The sequence below is a fragment of the Leclercia sp. genome, assembly GCF_036780805.1.
In the GTDB taxonomy this organism is placed as follows: domain Bacteria; phylum Pseudomonadota; class Gammaproteobacteria; order Enterobacterales; family Enterobacteriaceae; genus Enterobacter.
In genome coordinates this window covers 69,688-85,927 of sequence record NZ_DAIQCE010000014.1, presented here as the reverse complement: position 1 = coordinate 85,927, position 16,240 = coordinate 69,688, and the positions used below count along the sequence as shown (strand labels likewise).

The window sequence follows — 16,240 nt, the reverse complement described above, 5'->3', positions numbered from 1 at the left end:
CCGTTGTTCCGTGTCAGTGGAGGCGCATTATAGGGAGTTCTCCGGCGGTGACAAGCATAAATCTCAAAAACTTTTTCGTTCGCTTACTTTTCAATCTTTACGTTTATTAAAGCCGCGGATTGCCGGTTAATTGCGCGATTTCTCGTGCGAAAATAGAGACCTGAGGCCAGTCGGTGTAGACCACCTCTTTGCGTGTATCCGTTTCGCCGCCGGTCATCTTCATAATAAGACGGATCATAAAGCGATCGTACCAGCGATAGCGTGGGTAACGCAGCGCGCCGGCAAAGACGGCACAGGCAGTTGGCTTCCAGGGCGAGTTCAACAAAAACTTACGCGTATAGCTGTTAGTCTGCGGCGTGCGCTTTTCCGCTTTACGCGCCACCAGGTTCACGGAGAAGAACGCGCCCGGCAGGCTGTTCAGTATTGCCGTATGCTTTTTCACAAAGCGATCCACCGCTGGATGGAAATGGCCGTAGCGGATGGAGGCGCCGATCACCACACGGTCATACTCCTGCCATGCAATCTCTTCGGTGCGGTTCAGGTTGATGACGTCGGCATAGATGCCCTGCTCTTTTAACTCAGAAGCCAGAAAAGCGGCAATCTCGCGCGTTTGTCCGTCGCGCGTTGAAAATAGAATGAGTGTTTTCACAAATGGCTTCCTTTATTCGCGCCAGAATGTTGGCGTAAAGAGGACCAACAGCGTAAAGACCTCAAGACGCCCGAACAGCATGTTGGCAATCAGGATCCACTTCGCGGTCGGATTCATGCTGGCAAAGTTATCTGCAACCACGCCAAGACCGGGTCCCAGGTTATTCAATGTCGCCACAACGGAGGCAAACGCCGAGAAGTCATCCACGCCCGTCGCGATAATCGCCAGCATGCTGACGATAAAGACCAGTGCGTAGGCGGAGAAGAAGCCCCACACCGCTTCGAGAATACGTTCCGGCAGCGCGCGGTTACCCAGCTTGATGCTGTAGACCGCATTCGGATGCACCAGACGTTTAAGCTCGCGGTTGCCCTGCTTAAACAGCAACAGGATGCGGATCACTTTCAAGCCGCCTCCCGTCGACCCGGCACAGCCGCCAATAAAGGCCGAACAGAGCAGCAGGACCGGCAGGAAGAGCGGCCAGCGCGCAATGCTGTCGGTGGTAAAACCTGCGGTTGTCGCCATCGACACCACCTGGAAGAAGGCCTGGTTCAAGGTAGTAACCGCCGAAGCATAGACATCGTGTAGCCACAGCACCAGGGTGCAGATCACCACCAGCGTCAGCTGCACGCCGATAAACATGCGGAATTCCGGATCGCGCCAGTAAACCTTCAGGTTACGGCCACTGAGTAAAGAGAAGTGCAGACCATAGTTACAGCCGGAGATCAGCAGGAAGACCGCGATAATGGTGTTAATCGTCGGGCTGTCAAAATAGCCGATGCTGGCATCATGGGTGGAGAACCCGCCAATCGCGATAGTGGCAAAGCTATGGCCGATAGCATCAAAGGCCGGCATGCCGGCAAACCACAGCGCCAGCGCGCAGGCAACCGTCAGCAGCACATAGATAAGCCACAGGGTTTTGGCCGTCTCGGCGATACGTGGGCGCATCTTATTATCTTTCAGCGGCCCTGGCATCTCTGCCCGGTAGAGCTGCATCCCCCCGACGCCCAGAATCGGCAGGATCGCCACGGCTAATACGATGATCCCCATGCCGCCGAACCACTGCAACATCTGCCGGTAAAAGAGGATGGCATGGGGCAGCGAATCCAGCCCCACCAGCGTGGTGGCCCCGGTGGTGGTCAGCCCGGAAAAGGATTCAAAGAACGCGTCGGTGATGGTCAGGTTGGGCTGTTCAGAAAAGATGAAGGGCAATGCCCCCACGCTGCCCAGCACGGTCCAGAACAGCACCACGATAAGGAAGCCTTCGCGGGATTTCAGCTCCCCTTTCTCACGGCGGTTAGGCCACCACAGCAGGGAGCCAATCATCAGCGCGACGAAAAAGGTCTGCGTAAAGGCCCGGCCCGCACCATCCCGATAAATAAGCGCCACCAGTCCGGGGAGGATCATCGTCCCGGAAAAGAGTATGACCAGCAATCCAACGATTCGGGTTATGGCACGAAAATGCATCTCTGCCGCTTCCTTAGGTATTCAATAAGTAAGGTGGGGATTATTCTTCAATCGGCCGTAATTGCAACGCACCACGACTAAAATCAGCCAGTTTTGCTGAGAATACCGGAAGCGACGCCTGGGGTAGCGCCACACGCAATTGCACCGTCGCCTGGTAATCACTGTGCACAATCAGGCCCTGATATTGCTTCAGCAACGCTTCGATGCCGGATAACTGGGCGTAATCGCACAATAAAGTATATTCGGTAAGTGGCGTTTTGCGGATCGTTGTCAGATGATTCAGCGCCTGCTGGACTCCGCCGCCATAGGCCTTAACCAGCCCGCCCGTTCCTAATAAAACGCCGCCGTAGTAACGCACCACGACGGCGGTGATTTCGCCAACGCCGCTGCCCATGAGCTGAGAGAGCATCGGTTTGCCCGCCGTGCCTGCCGGTTCACCATCATCCGAGAACCCGAGCTTCTGTGAATCGTCGGGCGGCCCGGCCACCCACGCCACGCAGTGGTGGCGGGCGTCAGGATGTTCTGCCCGTACTGACTCAACAAAGGCTTTTGCCGCCTCCACGCCGTCGGTATGGGCCAACAGCGTGATAAAACGGCTCTTTTTGATCTCTTCCGTAAAGGTGACCGGCGCTGCCGGTATGAGCCAGCTTTCCATTACGCCAGCTTCTGATCTCGCGTCATGTTTTCCGTACCGTTTTCGTGGATCACCACGTTATCTTCGATACGGATACCACCAAACGGCTTCAGCGCCTCAATTTTCTGCCAGTTGAAGTGCTTGCTGAACTGCCCTTCGCGCCACGGCGCCAGCAGAGACTCGATGAAGTAGATGCCCGGCTCGATGGTCAGCACCATGCGCGGCTGCAGGATGCGGGTGCAGCGCAGGTAAGGATATTTGGACGGCGCCGCCAGATGGGTACCGGTGTCATCCTGCATAAAGCCAGCGGTGTCGTGTACCTGCAGACCCAGCGGATGGCCGATACCGTGCGGCATAAACGGCCCGGTGAGGTCGTTTTCCACCATCGCCTCTTCGCTCATATCGCTGACGATCTGATGCTTACGCAACAGCTTCGCAATGCGCTGATGGAACTGAACGTGGTAATCCACGTAGCTCACCCCGGCCTTCATGGTGGCGATCAGGGCCAGTTGCTCTTCATTCACATCTTTGATCAGCTGGGCGAATTCGGTATCGCTGTTGCCGGCCCAGGTGCGGGTCAGGTCAGCGGCATAGCCGTTGTACTCTGCACCGGCATCCAGCAGGAAGCTGCGCATTTCGGACGGCGCGCGGTGATCGAGTTTGGTGTAGTGCAGCACCGCGGCATGCTCATTCAGCGCCACAATGTTGCTGTACGGTACATCGGTATCACGATGGCCGGTGGCGGTCAGGTAGGCCTGGTTAATGTCGAACTCGCTCATGCCGGACAGGAAGGCTTCGTGCGCCGCACGGTGGCCGTTGACCGCCGTTTTTTGCGCTTCGCGCATGCACGCCAGCTCATAGTCGGTCTTATAGGAGCGGTAGTAGTGCAGATAGTCGATAACGCCTTTCGGGTTGATGTTATCCGCAGCGATCTCCAGACCGCGCGCACGCTCCGGTACCGGGCCAATATAGGCAATGTTGCCGCGGGCGGCCGGTAACTGGCTGCCAATGCCGTCTGCTTTCGGCAGGGCAATCACCTCAACGTCTTCCGTCCAGAAGGAGGTTGGCAGCGGTTCCACGTTGTGCCAGTAATCCACCGGCAGATAGAACCACAGTTTTGGCTTGTTCACGCCATCCACCAGCAACCAGCAATTGGGAACCTGAGTTACCGGCACCCAGGCTTTAAATTGCGGGTTAACTTTGAAGGGATAGGCGTGATCGTCGAGAAAGACATTAAACAGCTCGCCGGAGTGGATGAGTAAGGCATCCAGCTTAAAGCGAGCCAGTACGTCGCGGGTACGTTCCTGTAACGTAACAATGTGATTTTTATACAGCGCGGCCAGTGAGTCCATCATTCTTCCTTTTGTTTTGACCTCAAGTCACCGCATCTTAGCACACCTCAGAAAGGCTGCGTGATCTCCGCCGAGCGTGATCAGACCTACAATTATTTAATGACTAATTTGCATTTCATTAACACAAAACCCACACTCCGAATCATCTGGTATGACCAGATCCAATTGCTGGATTCAGGAGACCGACATGCTCTACAAAGGCGACACCCTGTACGTAGACTGGCTGGAAGGTGGCATTGCCGAACTGGTGTTCGACGCCCCCGGCTCAGTGAATAAACTAGACACTGCAACCGTGGCCAGCCTTGGCCATGCGCTGGACGTACTTGAAAAACAAGCCGACTTAAAAGGTCTGCTGCTGCGTTCCGAAAAAGCGGCATTCATCGTTGGCGCAGACATCACCGAATTCCTCTCCCTGTTCCTGGTACCCCAGGAGCAGCTGAGCCAGTGGCTGCATTTTGCCAACAGCGTCTTTAACCGCCTGGAAGATCTGCCGGTCCCGACGATTGCTGCGGTCAACGGTTATGCGCTCGGCGGCGGCTGCGAATGCGTGCTGGCGACCGATTACCGTCTGGCGACTCCAGATCTGCGTATCGGCCTGCCGGAAACCAAGCTGGGCATTATGCCAGGCTTTGGCGGTTCGGTCCGACTGCCGCGCCTGCTGGGTGCCGACAGCGCCCTGGAGATCATTGCCGCCGGTAAAGACGTGGGTGCCGATCAGGCGTTAAAACTCGGTCTGGTGGACGGTGTGGTTAAGCCTGAAAAACTGCATGAAGGGGCGCTGGCCATTCTGCGCCAGGCGATCAACGGCGACCTCGACTGGAAAGCGAAACGTCAGCCGAAGCTGGACCCGCTGCACTTAAGTAAAATTGAAGCCACCATGAGTTTCACCATCGCCAAAGGCATGGTGATGCAGACGGCGGGTAAACACTATCCGGCGCCGATCACCGCGGTGAAAACCATCGAAGCTGCCGCACGACTGGGCCGTGACGAAGCACTCAAATTAGAAAACCAAAGTTTCGTCCCGCTGGCTCACACCAACGAAGCCCGCGCGCTGGTCGGTATTTTCCTTAACGATCAGTTCGTGAAAGGCAAAGCGAAGCAGCTCACCAAAAATGTCGAGACGCCAAAACAGGCGGCGGTTCTGGGCGCAGGCATTATGGGCGGCGGCATCGCCTATCAGTCGGCCTGGAAAGGCGTGCCGGTGGTGATGAAAGACATCAACGAGAAGTCGTTGACCCTGGGCATGACCGAAGCAGCCAAGCTGCTGAACAAACAGCTCGAACGCGGCAAGATCGATGGCCTGAAGCTCTCCGGCGTAATCTCCACGATTCATCCGACCCTGGAATACAGCGGTTTCGATCGCGTGGATGTGGTCGTCGAAGCGGTGGTCGAAAACCCGAAAGTGAAAAAAGCGGTACTGGCAGAGACGGAAGACAAGGTCCGCCCGGATACCGTTCTGGCCTCCAACACCTCCACCATTCCAATCAGCGAACTGGCCAGCGTCCTGAAGCGCCCGGAAAACTTCTGCGGTATGCACTTCTTTAACCCGGTGCACCGTATGCCGCTGGTTGAAGTGATCCGCGGAGAGAAAACCTCTGACGAAACCCTCGCCAAAGTCGTGGCCTGGGCCAGCAAGATGGGCAAAACCCCGATCGTGGTTAACGACTGCCCGGGCTTCTTCGTCAACCGCGTGCTGTTCCCGTACTTTGCTGGTTTCAGTCAGCTGCTGCGCGACGGAGCGGATTTCCGCAAGATCGACAAAGTGATGGAAAAACAGTTTGGCTGGCCGATGGGCCCGGCCTATTTGCTGGACGTGGTTGGCATTGATACCGCGCATCACGCCCAGGCGGTGATGGCGGCAGGCTTCCCGCAGCGGATGCAGAAAGATTACCGCGATGCCATCGACGCCCTGTTCGAATCGAACCGCTACGGTCAGAAAAACGGTCTTGGCTTCTGGCGTTATAAAGAAGACAGCAAAGGCAAGCCGAAGAAAGAGGAAGATGCAGCCGTGGATAGCCTGCTGGCAGAGGTCAGCCACGCGAAGCGCGATTTCAGCGATGAAGAGATTATTGCCCGCATGATGATCCCGATGGTCAACGAAGTGGTGCGCTGTCTCGAAGAGGGCATCATCGCCAGCCCTGCGGAAGCGGATATGGCGCTGGTGTACGGCCTGGGCTTCCCTCCGTTCCACGGCGGCGCGTTCCGCTGGCTGGATACGCTGGGCAGCGCCCGCTATCTGGATATGACGCAGCAGTATGAGCATCTCGGCGCGCTGTATCAGGCTCCGGAAGGTCTGCGTACCAAAGCGCGTAATAACGAAGCGTACTATCCACAGGTTGAGCCGGCCCGTCCGGTTGGCGCACTGAAAACGGCTTAAGGAGTCACAATGGAACAGGTTGTCATTGTCGATGCAATTCGCACCCCGATGGGCCGTTCGAAGGGCGGCGCATTTCGTCACGTGCGCGCGGAAGATCTCTCCGCACATTTAATGCGTAGCCTGCTGGCGCGCAACCCGGCGCTGGACGCCACCGCGCTCGACGATATCTACTGGGGCTGCGTGCAGCAGACGCTGGAGCAGGGCTTTAACATTGCCCGTAACGCAGCGCTGCTGGCGGAAATCCCGCATTCGGTACCGGCTGTCACCGTCAACCGCCTGTGCGGTTCGTCAATGCAGGCCCTGCACGATGCGGCACGCATGATCATGACCGGCGATGCGCAGGTGTGCATGATTGGCGGCGTGGAGCACATGGGTCACGTGCCGATGCATCACGGCGTCGATTTTCACCCCGGCATGAGCCGCACCGTAGCAAAAGCGGCGGGCATGATGGGCCTGACGGCAGAAATGCTCTCCCGCCTGCACGGTATCAGCCGTGAAATGCAGGACAGCTTTGCCGCCCGCTCCCACGCACGTGCCTGGGCCGCGACGCAGTCCGGCGCGTTCAAAAATGAAATTCTGCCGACCGGCGGTCACGACGCCGATGGCGTGCTGAAGCAGTTCTACTTCGACGAAGTGATCCGTCCTGAAACCACCGTTGAAGCACTTTCGACGCTGAAACCGGCTTTTGATCCGGTAACCGGCACCGTGACGGCGGGCAGCTCTTCTGCTCTCTCCGATGGTGCGGCGGCGATGCTGGTGATGAGCGAAAGTCGCGCCCGCGAGCTGGGCCTGACGCCGCGCGCCCGTATCCGCTCGATGGCGGTGGTGGGTTGCGATCCGTCCATCATGGGTTACGGCCCGGTACCAGCCTCAAAGCTGGCGCTGAAAAAAGCCGGGCTCTCCGCAAGCGATATCGACCTCTTCGAGATGAACGAAGCCTTCGCCGCGCAGATCCTGCCGTGCATTAAGGATCTGGGCCTGATGGATCAGATCGACGAGAAGATTAACCTCAACGGCGGTGCCATTGCACTGGGTCACCCGCTGGGTTGTTCCGGGGCGCGTATTAGCACTACGCTTATCAACCTGATGGAACGCAAGGACGCCCAGTTTGGTCTGGCGACCATGTGTATCGGCCTGGGTCAGGGGATCGCGACGGTATTTGAGAGGGTGTAATCGAAGAATATTCCCCTAAATCATTCGCGTTGCATCGCGGCGGCAACTGCGCGAATCCCCGGGAGCATAGTTAACTATGTGACCGGGGTGAGCAAAGGCAGCCAACAAAGAGGCAGCGTGAATGATGCCGGGGAAAGGTTTAGTTGCCGTTTTCCCGCCTGTCAGGGGCGGGTTTTTTCTTATCAGATAAAGGCAAATGCGTCGCCGAACAGACGATCTTCACGGGCGTTACGTTCGTTGCAGAACAGGTCCCGGGCAATTTTCGCCATCTCAAACCGACCGGCAATATAGATATCGTGGTTCACCAGCGTGCCATGATCCTGCAGCACAGCCGTTAACACGGTACCGCTGCGACCGCGCCATCCCTCTTCCGGCTGCTCAACCACCGGCTCAACCCGCAGGTTCGGATGGGTCACGCTCAGCGCTTCCAGCTCGGAGAGATCGTAGAGATGCTTCGCTTCGCGGCCACCCCAGTAGATAGTGATGTCACGGTCCGGGTTACGCGCCAGCGCCGTCAGCAGAATAGAGCGAACGTAGGAGAAGCCGGTGCCGCCCGCAATCAGGATCAGCGGACGCTCTTCGTCATCGCGCAGCCAGGCTTCACCGTGCGGAATATCGATTTCGATCTCGTTCTCTTTCAGGATGCGATCCATTACCGCCATCGCATACAGGTTGAGCTCAGACGCCCCAATGTGCAGCTCGATAAACTCTTGCTCATCCGGCGTCGAGGCCATTGAGAAAGGGCGCTTATCCCGCTCATCCATCACCACCATTAAATACTGGCCAGCGCGGAAGGAGAACGCCGATTCAGGTACTAAACGGACGCGATATACGGTGTCGGTGATAGCGTCTACCGAAGTCACTTTACAGCTTAAGGTTGTCATTCGCTCTCTCTGTCGGGAAGTCAATAGGGCATAACGGCCGCATTCAGGCGTCTTTACCGTTATTCATTATGGCCAGTTCATCCCAGATCGCGTCAATTCGCGCAGTCACCTCAGGATCCTTTTTGATCGGACGACCCCATTCACGTTGGGTTTCGCCGGGCCATTTATTGGTGGCATCCAGTCCCATTTTTGAGCCAAGACCGGAAACCGGCGAGGCAAAATCCAGGTAATCTATCGGCGTGTTTTCTACTAACACGGTATCGCGTGCCGGATCCATACGGGTGGTAATGGCCCAGATCACGTCATTCCAGTCCCGGGCGTTGACGTCATCATCGCAAACGATCACAAACTTGGTATACATAAACTGGCGCAGGAAAGACCATACGCCCATCATCACCCGTTTAGCGTGACCCGCATACTGCTTCTTGATGGTCACCACCGCCAGGCGATAGGAGCAGCCTTCCGGCGGCAGATAGAAATCCACAATTTCCGGGAACTGCTTTTGCAGGATCGGCACAAACACTTCGTTCAGCGCCACGCCGAGCACCGCAGGTTCATCCGGCGGACGTCCCGTATAGGTGGAGTGGTAAATGGCATCTTCACGCTGGGTAATGTGCGTCACGGTAAACACCGGGAAGCTGTCGATTTCGTTGTAATAGCCGGTGTGGTCGCCATAAGGCCCTTCCGGCGCCATCTCACCTGCTTCGATGTAGCCTTCGAGCACGATTTCGGCGCTGGCAGGCACTTCCAGATCGTTAGAAACGCACTTCACCACTTCGGTTTTGGTACCGCGCAACAGGCCGGCAAAGGCGTACTCTGACAGAGTGTCCGGCACCGGGGTAACGGCACCGAGAATGGTGGCCGGATCGGCACCCAGCGCCACGGCGACCGGGAAGCGTTCACCCGGACGGGCCGCGCACCACTCCTGGAAATCAAGCGCGCCGCCGCGATGCGACAGCCAGCGCATAATCAATTTATTCTTACCAATCAGCTGCTGACGATAGATCCCGAGATTCTGGCGCTCTTTGTGCGGACCGCGCGTCACGGTCAGACCCCAGGTAATCAGCGGGGCAGCGTCTTCGGGCCAGCACTGCATGATCGGAATGCGCGTCAGATCGACCGCATCGCCTTCCAGGATTTTCTGCTGGCAGGGCGCGCCGCGCAGACGTTTGGTTGGCATGTTCAGGACTTGCTTAAACTGCGGCAACTTATCGAAGAGATCGCGAAACCCTTTTGGCGGCTCAGGCTCTTTTAAAAAGGCCAGCAGCTTACCCACTTCACGCAACGCGCTGACATCCTCCTGCCCCATTCCCATCGCCACCCGTTTGGGTGTGCCAAACAGGTTGCAGAGCACCGGCATGGTGTAGCCTTTCGGGTTTTCAAACAGGAGCGCTGGCCCACCCGCGCGCAGCGTGCGGTCGGCAATCTCTGTCATCTCCAGGTAAGGATCGACAGGTAGGGTGATACGTTTGAGTTCGCCCTGCTTTTCCAGCAGTTCCAGGAAGTCGCGTAGATCGTTGTATTTCATGCAGTTAGTCAAGCTCTCTCTGTAAGCGTTTCATTATACGGCGTAAGACTGCCTGATGCTGTATTTTTGTTAAATAAGCGTGAAGATTCACGGCTTCTTCTGCGTACGGCCAGTATAATCAGCTTAGCGATCCCGCCAGGGTTTTGATATGCTTGCCGGCATAACAAGCGGAAAAGAGTCATTATGCAGGCCTGGTATTTACTGTATTGCAAGCGTGGGCAACTTCAGCGTGCTCAGGAACATCTGGAACGCCAGGCGGTGAACTGTCTGACGCCTGTCATCACGCTGGAAAAAATGGTTCGTGGTAAACGCACCACCGTCAGTGAGCCGCTGTTCCCTAACTACCTGTTTGTTGAATTCGACCCCGAAGTGATCCACACCACCACCATCAATGCGACGCGCGGTGTCAGCCACTTCGTGCGCTTTGGCGCGCATCCTGCCACGGTGCCCTCTTCCGTGATCCACCAGCTCTCGGTCTATAAACAGCCTGAAGGCATTACCGATCCCGATACCCCCTTCTCCGGCGACGATGTGGTGATCACCGAAGGGGCCTTTGAAGGGCTGGTGGCCATTTTCGCTGAGCCGGACGGTGAAGCCCGCTCCATGCTGCTGCTGAACTTATTGAATAAAGAAGTGAAGCAGAGCGTGAAAAATACCAGCTTCCGCAAAGTTTAAAAGTCGACGCCAAACAGACGACGCACGTTGTCATCCGTCTGCGCTGCCAGCCACTGGGCCTCTTCGCCGCGCCAGTGGGCGACCCGTTCAATGATATGCCCCAGATAGGCCGGTTCATTGCGTCGCGATGCCGGTTTGGGACGGAGATCGCGCGGCAGCAAATAAGGCGCATCGGTCTCCACGAGCAGACGATCGGCAGGAATCACCGGCAGCAGCTCGCGCAGCTCCAGCCCACGGCGTTCATCGCAGACCCAGCCGGTAATCCCCAGATACAAGCCGCGATCCAGACAGGCTATCGCCTCCTCGCGCGTGCCGGTAAAACAGTGCAGCACCGCCCCGGGCAGCTTGTCCAGCCAGGGTTCCAGCAGCGCCAGAAAACGTTCGTGAGCGTCACGGCAGTGCATAAACACCGGCATGCCCAGCTCCGCCGCTAACGCCAGCTGGGCGCTAAAAGCATGCTCCTGTTCAGCAGGGGTAGAGAAGTTGCGATTAAAGTCGAGACCACACTCGCCGATAGCCACTACCTCAGGCGCTGCGGCTAAGGCCCGGACCCTGTCGGCACTCTCCGCGGTCCACTGGCTGCTATCGTGCGGGTGGACGCCCGCGGTTGACCAGCAGCGCTCGTAGCGCTGCGCCAGCTGCCGCGCCTGCTCGCTTTCGTGCAGGTTGGTGCCCGTCAGCAGTAAGCCGTTGATCCCGGCAGCGGCGGCTCTGGCCACTACCTCGTCACGATCCTGGGCAAACTGCGGGCTGGTCAGGTTCAGACCGATATCAAACATACTGGCTCCCATATGACAACCGCCCTGGCGGGCGGTTGGTATTATTCTTCTGTTCCTTCGGACTCTTCGTCGTGATCTTCTCGTCGCTTGCCGGTATAGAAGCGCGAGAAGAAGACGCCGACCTCAAACAGGCAATACATCGGGATCGCCAGCAGGGTTTGCGAGAAGACGTCCGGCGGCGTTAACAACATGCCCACAACAAAGGCACCCACCAGAATGTAAGGCCGTTTTTTGCGTAATTCTTCAGGGGTGGTGATCCCCATCCAGCAGAGCAGCACGATGGCAACCGGCACCTCAAACGCCACGCCGAAGGCCATAAACAGCGCCATTACGAAGCTAAGATAACTGGCGATATCGGTCGAGACCTGGACCCCTACCGGCGCGGTATTTGCCAGGAAGCCAAACGCCAGCGGGAAGACCACGAAGTAGGCGAAGGCCATGCCGATATAAAACAGCAGCGAGCTGGAGACCAGCAGCGGGATCACCAGGCGGCGTTCATGCTTGTACAGCGCGGGAGCAATAAAGGCCCAGACCTGATAGAGGATCACCGGCGCAGAGGCAATCAGCGACACCCAGAAGGTCAGCTTAATCGGCGTGAAGAAGGGCGACGCCACGTCGGTGGCAATCATGGTTGCCCCGAGCGGCATCTGCTTAATCAGCGGCGCAGAGACCACCTGATAGATGTCATTGGCAAAATAGACCAGGCATAAAAAAATGAGGCAAACCGCAATAATGCAGTTCAGCAGGCGTTTACGCAGCTCGATCAGGTGCGCAATCAGCGGTTGAGTTTCATCTACTGCCATGTTTACGCTTTATCACTCGACGAGGGGGACGCCTCAGCAGCGGGCGCAGGCTTTTTCTCTGCGGGTGCTGGCGTCGGTTCTTGGTTTGGGGTCACCGGCTCGGCTGGCGCCTGTTCGGGTGCCGTGGCCTGATGCTCAGCAGTGGCAGGCGTTACGCCTTCATACTGCGCTTCGTTATCTTTGACCAGCGGGTTGCGAATGGTATTGGCTTCATCGCTCGCTTTTTCCGGATCGTTGATGCTGTAGGAGCGCTTCATGGATTCTGCCGCTTCGCGCAGTTCGTCCATCGAGGCTTTCAGTTCCGGCGTCAGGTTTTCCATGCTCGCCTTTTCAACCTTTTTCAGGCTGTCCTGAAACTCCTGCAGCTTAAGCTCCTGGGCCAGCTCATTTTGCACCGTTGTCGCCAGCGATCGCAGCGCACGTACCCAGCCTGCCACCGTTTTTACCGCCACAGGCAGACGTTGTGGCCCCAGGACAATGAGGCCAATCACGAAGACCAGCAGCAGTTCACTAAAACCGATATCGAACACGAATTACACCTGCTCGTTATCGTGGCGTTTAGCATTTTCCTTTTTGGCATCGTCTTGTTTATCGGCGATAGATTTAGCAGTGAAATCCGCATCCTGGCTGGATTTATCCTGCTTTTCGTCATCATCTTTGATCGCTTTCTTGAAGCCTTTGATGGACGCGCCGAGATCGGAACCGATAGAACCGAGTTTTTTAGTACCGAACAGCAGCACGACGATGACGGCAATGATCAACAATTGCCAGATACTGATACCACCCATACATCTTCCCCAGTTGTAGATGATTAATTAAGCAGGCCGCATTATACGTTACGCGGCCCTGCTAGTGCGACGCAATTCAGCGCGTTTTACGCCATCCGGCTAACCAGACAACCACGCCACCCGCCATCAACCAGGCAGGCATGAGCTCCCACTCAGGACGATTGATCAGCAGCAGCGTGCCGCTTAACAACAGTACCGCCCCAATGCCAAACAGATACCGGGACTGCCCCTGACGCACATGGTTGGTTTGCAACTCGCGGGCAATTTTATCCACGCTGTGCTGCAAGTTTTTGCTCTGACGCAAACTGTCATACACCAGCTCAGGAATTTCGGGCATTTTTTCAATCCAGAACGGTGCTTTCTCTTTAAGGGAACGCACCAGCGCGGGAAGGCCCACCTGGTCTTTGATCCACGACTCCAGGAATGGTTTTGCCGTTTTCCATAAGTCTAACTGAGGATAGAGCTGTCTCCCCACCCCTTCAACGTAAAGTAATGTTTTCTGAAGTAAAACTAACTGGGGTTGCACTTCCATGTTAAAGCGGCGGGCAGTATTGAACAGGTTCAGCAGCACATGGCCGAACGAGATCTCAGCCAGCGGCTTCTCGAAAATAGGCTCACAGACCGTACGAATGGCGAACTCAAACTCTTCAACGTTGGTATCCGGCGGAACCCAGCCGGAATCGACGTGCAGCTCGGCCACTTTACGATAATCACGGTTGAAGAAGGCGATAAAGTTCTCGGCCAGATAGCGCTTATCTTCTTTGTTCAGCGAGCCGACGATACCGCAGTCGATGCCAATATACTGAGGATCTTCCGGATGCTCGTAGCTGACGAAGATATTGCCCGGGTGCATGTCGGCGTGGAAGAAGCTGTCGCGGAACACCTGAGTGAAGAAGACCTGCACGCCACGTTCGGCCAGCAGCTTCATGTTGGTACCCTGCTTTTCCAGGGTCGCGACGTCCGAGACCGGGATCCCGTAGATACGCTCCATCACCATCATGTCCTGGCTGCAGTAGTCGGAATAGACTTCCGGCACATACAGCATCGGGCTGTTTTCAAAGTTGCGGCGCAGCTGAATGGCGTTGGCCGATTCACGCAGCAGGTTCAGCTCATCAATCAGCGTCTTTTCATATTCGCGTACCACTTCCATCGGGCGCAGGCGGCGGCCATCCGGCAGCAGACGCGGCACCCAGCGGGCCAGGCGGTAGATGAGCTTCATGTCGGCTCTGATGATCGGCAGAATGTCCGGGCGGATCACCTTGATGACCACCTCTTTGCCATTCTCTTTCAGTCGTGCGGTATGAACCTGCGCAATGGAGGCCGAAGCCAGCGGCTGAATGTCGAAATCACCAAACCAGGTCTCAACCGGGATATCGCCCATCGCTTTTTCGATCTGCTGCTTTGCCAGCTTGCCATCGAACGGGGCAACTTTATCCTGTAGCATCGCCAGCTGATAGGCGATCATAGGCGGAAACAGGTCACGACGGGTGGAGAGCATCTGGCCGAACTTGATCCAGACAGGCCCCAGCTCCTGAAGCGCCAGACGCAGTCGCTCACCAAGCAGTTTGTCCTGATGGCGATTTGGCATCCAGAATAGCGTTCGCCGCCAGATACGCAGCGGCAGTGTGATGCGCATCCGGGGGATAAGCTCGTCGAGCCCGTAACTTAAAAAGGTGCGGATGATAAAGTAGAGGCGCCGAATTTCACCAGGCGTCATTTGCCCTCCAGTTTTTCAAGCCGTTTTGTCAGTGCATCAACCGAACGCGCAACCGCGGCGGTCTCTTCTGCGAACCATGCCGCTTCCAGCGGCCCCGGCGCCATGCGCCACTCCTCGGTCAGGACTTCTGCGGCATAGCGCTGCTGGCGCTGAAAACCCTTCTTCAGCAACGAGGCCCCGCCGCGCAGCACTTTACCGATCCCCTCGGCGGCAATATCGCCAGTCCAGGGTGCCAGCAGTTCAGCCGGGTCAAATTCGGCCAGATCGGCCAGCGCGACGAAATTTTGCACCACCTGGATGTCGCCTTCGACCTCCAGCTCGCCGCTGCGGATCAGGGCGGTAAGCTGCTGGCGATCGCGCAGTTTGGGCAGCGTGTTCATATGGGTGATGACGGAGCAGTCGGCCTCGCCTTCCCACTCCCCCAGCACATCGAGCTGACGCTCGCTGAACACCAGCACCAGCGGGGTCGAAAACTCTTTTAACACTACCCGCAGCACTTTGCCGTTCAGACGCTGACGCGCCGTTTTCAGCGCAGGAGACCGGTACAGAAAGGTATTCAGTACGTTTTCCACACCGGCTGTGATCAAGGGTTTAAACGGCATTTGCCACCTCCACTCAGAACTTATAACCGCGATGCAGCGCGACAACGCCTGCCGTCATGTTGAAGTAGTCAACATTGTCAAAGCCTGCATCCTGCATCATGGCTTTTAAGGTGTCCTGATTTGGGTGCATACGGATGGATTCAGCCAGGTAGCGATAGCTGTCTGCGTCGTTCGCCACCATTTCGCCAATGCGCGGCAGAATGTGGAACGAATAGGCGTCGTAGGCTTTGCTCAGCGGCTCGATAATCGGTTTCGAGAACTCCAGCACCAGCAGACGTCCACCCGGTTTCAGCACGCGGTACATGGAACGCAGCGCTTTCTCTTTATCGGTGACGTTACGCAGACCGAAAGAGATGGTGATGCAGTCAAAGGTGTTATCCGGAAAAGGCAGCGCTTCCGCGTTCGCCTGGACATACTCAACGTTGCCGACCACGCCGATATTGCGCAGCTTTTCACGACCCATTTTCAGCATGGAGTCGTTGATATCAGCCAGCACAACGCGGCCCGTTTCGCCTACCAGACGCGAGAATTTCGCTGTCAGGTCGCCGGTGCCGCCGGCCAGATCCAGCACGGTTTGTCCACGACGCACGCCGCTACAGTCAATAGTGAAGCGCTTCCACAAGCGATGAATGCCGAATGACATCAGGTCATTCATTACATCGTACTTCGCCGCCACGGAATGGAATACGTGGGCCACCATGTCAGCTTTCTGCGCTTTAGCGACAGTCTGAAAGCCAAAGTGCGTTGTGTCTTGTGAATCTTCAACCATCTCAGAGCCTGCTTATCAGTCAAATGTTTGAGAAGTGTAACAGATT

At 56.7% G+C, this 16,240-nt stretch carries 16 protein-coding genes; 3 read left to right on the top strand and 13 right to left on the bottom strand.

Features of this window, described 5'->3' with window-relative positions; genetic code table 11:
* Positions 1-106 precede the first annotated feature (106 nt).
* Genes hemG through pepQ form a run of 4 tightly spaced genes read right to left on the bottom strand, consistent with a single transcriptional unit; the run spans position 107 to position 4,099 of the window.
* Entirely contained in the window at positions 107-649 is a 543-nt protein-coding gene (gene hemG, locus V7Q49_RS21240) for a menaquinone-dependent protoporphyrinogen IX dehydrogenase (protein ID WP_333854925.1), read from the bottom strand.
* 12 nt (positions 650-661) lie between these two features.
* The gene (gene trkH, locus V7Q49_RS21235; protein ID WP_142487485.1) at positions 662-2,113 is read right to left on the bottom strand and encodes a Trk system potassium transporter TrkH; all 1,452 of its coding nucleotides are present in this window, start codon (positions 2,111-2,113) and stop codon (positions 662-664) included.
* 40 nt (positions 2,114-2,153) lie between these two features.
* Positions 2,154-2,768, bottom strand: coding sequence for an IMPACT family protein (locus V7Q49_RS21230; protein ID WP_333854923.1), 615 nt, complete (start codon positions 2,766-2,768; stop codon positions 2,154-2,156).
* Positions 2,768-4,099 carry a Xaa-Pro dipeptidase gene (gene pepQ, locus V7Q49_RS21225; protein WP_333854931.1) on the bottom strand — a complete coding sequence of 444 codons (1,332 nt, stop codon included), beginning with the start codon at positions 4,097-4,099 and terminating at the stop codon, positions 2,768-2,770. The genes V7Q49_RS21230 and pepQ overlap by 1 nt, the downstream gene beginning before the upstream one ends.
* A 187-nt stretch (positions 4,100-4,286) precedes the next feature.
* On the opposite strand from pepQ, the gene fadB reads away from it, so the two are divergent.
* A complete protein-coding gene (fadB, locus tag V7Q49_RS21220) occupies positions 4,287-6,476 on the top strand; it encodes a fatty acid oxidation complex subunit alpha FadB (RefSeq protein WP_333854929.1) in 2,190 nt (729 codons plus the stop codon).
* A gap of 9 nt (positions 6,477-6,485) precedes the next feature.
* Complete coding sequence (gene fadA / locus V7Q49_RS21215; RefSeq protein ID WP_333854921.1) at positions 6,486-7,649, top strand: acetyl-CoA C-acyltransferase FadA; 1,164 nt, start codon at positions 6,486-6,488, stop codon at positions 7,647-7,649.
* Between the two features lie 182 nt (positions 7,650-7,831).
* On the opposite strand, the gene fre is transcribed toward fadA, so the two are convergent.
* A complete protein-coding gene (gene fre, locus V7Q49_RS21210) occupies positions 7,832-8,533 on the bottom strand; it encodes an NAD(P)H-flavin reductase (protein WP_262660751.1) in 702 nt (233 codons plus the stop codon).
* A gap of 43 nt (positions 8,534-8,576) precedes the next feature.
* Entirely contained in the window at positions 8,577-10,061 is a 1,485-nt protein-coding gene (gene ubiD, locus V7Q49_RS21205) for a 4-hydroxy-3-polyprenylbenzoate decarboxylase (RefSeq protein ID WP_333854918.1), read from the bottom strand.
* 183 nt (positions 10,062-10,244) lie between these two features.
* Between ubiD and rfaH the strand changes: the two genes are divergently transcribed.
* Positions 10,245-10,736 carry a transcription/translation regulatory transformer protein RfaH gene (gene rfaH, locus V7Q49_RS21200; RefSeq protein WP_333854917.1) on the top strand — a complete coding sequence of 164 codons (492 nt, stop codon included), beginning with the start codon at positions 10,245-10,247 and terminating at the stop codon, positions 10,734-10,736.
* Here the strand turns inward: rfaH and tatD are convergent.
* The 7 genes from tatD to ubiE all read right to left on the bottom strand — a co-directional run bounded on the left by tatD (position 10,733) and on the right by ubiE (position 16,194).
* The gene (gene tatD / locus V7Q49_RS21195; protein ID WP_333854915.1) at positions 10,733-11,515 is read right to left on the bottom strand and encodes a 3'-5' ssDNA/RNA exonuclease TatD; all 783 of its coding nucleotides are present in this window, start codon (positions 11,513-11,515) and stop codon (positions 10,733-10,735) included. The genes rfaH and tatD overlap by 4 nt on opposite strands.
* 41 nt (positions 11,516-11,556) lie before the next feature.
* Positions 11,557-12,318 (bottom strand): Sec-independent protein translocase subunit TatC, encoded by a 762-nt coding sequence (gene tatC, locus V7Q49_RS21190; protein WP_333854913.1) that lies wholly within the window; start codon positions 12,316-12,318, stop codon positions 11,557-11,559.
* A 2-nt stretch (positions 12,319-12,320) separates the two neighbouring features.
* A complete protein-coding gene (tatB, locus tag V7Q49_RS21185) occupies positions 12,321-12,848 on the bottom strand; it encodes a Sec-independent protein translocase protein TatB (RefSeq protein WP_333854911.1) in 528 nt (175 codons plus the stop codon).
* A 3-nt stretch (positions 12,849-12,851) separates the two neighbouring features.
* Positions 12,852-13,106, bottom strand: coding sequence for a Sec-independent protein translocase subunit TatA (gene tatA, locus V7Q49_RS21180; RefSeq protein ID WP_032615095.1), 255 nt, complete (start codon positions 13,104-13,106; stop codon positions 12,852-12,854).
* A 76-nt stretch (positions 13,107-13,182) separates the two neighbouring features.
* Positions 13,183-14,823 carry a ubiquinone biosynthesis regulatory protein kinase UbiB gene (ubiB, locus tag V7Q49_RS21175; RefSeq protein ID WP_333854909.1) on the bottom strand — a complete coding sequence of 547 codons (1,641 nt, stop codon included), beginning with the start codon at positions 14,821-14,823 and terminating at the stop codon, positions 13,183-13,185.
* Entirely contained in the window at positions 14,820-15,425 is a 606-nt protein-coding gene (gene ubiJ, locus V7Q49_RS21170) for a ubiquinone biosynthesis protein UbiJ (RefSeq protein WP_333854907.1), read from the bottom strand. Before ubiJ ends, ubiB begins: the two co-directional genes overlap by 4 nt.
* 13 nt (positions 15,426-15,438) lie before the next feature.
* Complete coding sequence (ubiE, locus tag V7Q49_RS21165) at positions 15,439-16,194, bottom strand: bifunctional demethylmenaquinone methyltransferase/2-methoxy-6-polyprenyl-1,4-benzoquinol methylase UbiE (RefSeq protein WP_032615102.1); 756 nt, start codon at positions 16,192-16,194, stop codon at positions 15,439-15,441.
* Positions 16,195-16,240: the final 46 nt, after the last annotated feature.